1 protein-coding gene and 1 pseudogene are annotated in these 654 nt (G+C 27.8%); both read left to right on the plus strand.

Annotated features, from left to right (window positions below):
- Window positions 1-97: pseudogene (locus CD138_RS11885) on the plus strand (IS6 family transposase); the annotation flags it as partial.
- Between the two features lie 307 nt (window positions 98-404).
- Window positions 405-654: YSIRK-type signal peptide-containing protein (locus tag CD138_RS11890; RefSeq protein WP_142380757.1), on the plus strand; the 250-nt coding region annotated here is incomplete at its 3' end.

Below are 654 nucleotides of genomic sequence, written 5' to 3' on the forward strand. Positions count from 1 at the left end.
AGAATACGCTCCTATTTTGTATCAAATTTGGAAGAAAAAGCATAAAAAAGCTTATTATAAATGGCGTGTTGATGAGACATATATCAAAATAAAAGGTACATTAAATGAATCAAATTCAACTTTGAGTAATAATATTGATTTTATTAAAGGTGATTGGAATTTAGCTTGGTTTGATAGATTTTCTATGAGATCATTGAAGATTAAAGATGAATTCTATGTATATAGTAGCTTGATACATAATTTGAAAAAAATTATGATTTTATATTTTTTGATTCAGTTCGAACAACTACGACATTAACTCATAATTGTGTTGTTGCAAGTGACTATGTTTTGTTTTTGTTGACTTTTATAACAAATGGGATAGAATTATATGATTGAATCTATTAGAAGAAAAGGAGTTTTTTATGAAATATATGAAGAGGAATAAATATTCCATTAGGAAATTCAATGTAGGTGTATCTTCAATTTTAATAGGTGCTAGTTTGATTTTTGGTATTAATACTAATGATGCAGAAGCTAAAAGTGAAGATTTATTTAAAGTTCATGCTAAAAATGGCATAGAAGAAAGAACAGAAGCGAAACAAGAAGAGTCACCGGTAGAAGAAAGAACAGAAGCGAAACAAGAAGAGTCACCGGTAGAAGAAAGAACAGAAG

The organism is Staphylococcus intermedius NCTC 11048 (assembly GCF_002902385.1).
Classification (GTDB): domain Bacteria; phylum Bacillota; class Bacilli; order Staphylococcales; family Staphylococcaceae; genus Staphylococcus; species Staphylococcus intermedius.